This is a genomic window from Microcoleus sp. OTE_8_concoct_300, from assembly GCF_031383065.1.
Lineage (GTDB): Bacteria > Cyanobacteriota > Cyanobacteriia > Cyanobacteriales > Microcoleaceae > Microcoleus.
In genome coordinates this window covers 1-1127 of sequence record NZ_JANMZH010000288.1, presented here as the reverse complement: position 1 = coordinate 1127, position 1127 = coordinate 1, and the positions used below count along the sequence as shown (strand labels likewise).

Genomic DNA, 1127 nt, shown 5'->3' with positions numbered 1-1127 from the left:
TTTTTGGTCGCAAATCTTCGGAATTGCCTTCTCCAACAAGCGTTGGTTGCACTTCTTCATGCTGTTCGTACCTGTCACAGGCTTGTGGATGAGCTCCATTGGCATCGTCGGTTTAGCATTAAACCTGCGCGCCTATGACTTTGTATCCCAAGAATTACGTGCTGCTGAAGATCCTGAGTTTGAAACGTTCTACACTAAGAACATTCTGCTTAACGAAGGCATTCGTGCTTGGATGGCTCCTACGGACCAACCCCACGAAAACTTCATCTTCCCTGAAGAAGTTCTGCCTCGCGGTAACGCTCTGTAATCAGCGCGAAATATCAAAAATTCCCACTTTTTAAAAGGGTAAGATAAAGCAGTTTAGGCTTTACCCTTAATACTTAAAAAGCTCCTGCCCATCGGCGGGAGCTTTTTAATTTATTAAAAGTCTTGTTACCCCATGCTATAAAAAATCAAAGCGACATAGAGGTAAAAACAAGGGGTAGACAAAGAACTGCAGCAGCATTAAAAATTGCCATGGAAATTGCCCAAAAGCGTGAGGCTGCTAAAATGGCGCCAAAACTCGCTACTCCCCCAAAACCTTATACGCCCAAAGAATCATCGACTGAAGTGTTGGTCCCGATGATTGGCAACGAGGGCAAAACTTATGTTAAATTCCCCATCCGAAACAGTGTTTAAACTCGTATTACTGGGTCACTTGACGCATTAGGAATTAAAGCAGCAAACGCTAACCCTGGTACACGAACTTCAGTTGTAGATTTTCGAGGCAACCACAAGAACGTTTTGCGAGTCCGTGTATACCTGCCTCAGTAACCGCTCTTAACAGACAAACCTGTCTAATCCTATTAACATTTCCTTAATTACCCTAACCGTTGACGTTCACGTGCCACATTGAGATTGTGCCCGCTTGCTAACTCAACAACAGTCAAATTCTGCTTTTCATAAATTTGGCGGACTTTCGCTGCACCCGACGACATCGCCGCATCTGGGTAGGGTCGAGAGAAGATGTTACCATCTTCTCCCTCCCATTCAAAACCGTGCTTGCAATTTTCACCGCACACGGCTACTCGGGTGTACTCTTGTCATTTGAGGGCTTCCCCTTCTTCCGACTTGTTTGATGTTTCTTT

The 1127-nt window shown here is 44.8% G+C and carries 2 protein-coding genes and 1 pseudogene; 2 read left to right on the top strand and 1 reads right to left on the bottom strand.

The window, feature by feature from the left end; genetic code table 11:
- A pseudogene (locus ACUVJL_RS13575) lies at positions 1-307 on the top strand (photosystem II D2 protein (photosystem q(a) protein)); the annotation flags it as partial.
- A 209-nt stretch (positions 308-516) separates the two neighbouring features.
- Positions 517-678, top strand: coding sequence for a hypothetical protein (locus ACUVJL_RS13570; RefSeq protein WP_445246327.1), 162 nt, complete (start codon positions 517-519; stop codon positions 676-678).
- A 182-nt stretch (positions 679-860) separates the two neighbouring features.
- On the opposite strand, the gene ACUVJL_RS13565 is transcribed toward ACUVJL_RS13570, so the two are convergent.
- The gene (locus ACUVJL_RS13565) at positions 861-1061 is read right to left on the bottom strand and encodes a hypothetical protein (protein ID WP_445246326.1); all 201 of its coding nucleotides are present in this window, start codon (positions 1059-1061) and stop codon (positions 861-863) included.
- Between the last annotated feature and the right edge of the window lie 66 nt (positions 1062-1127).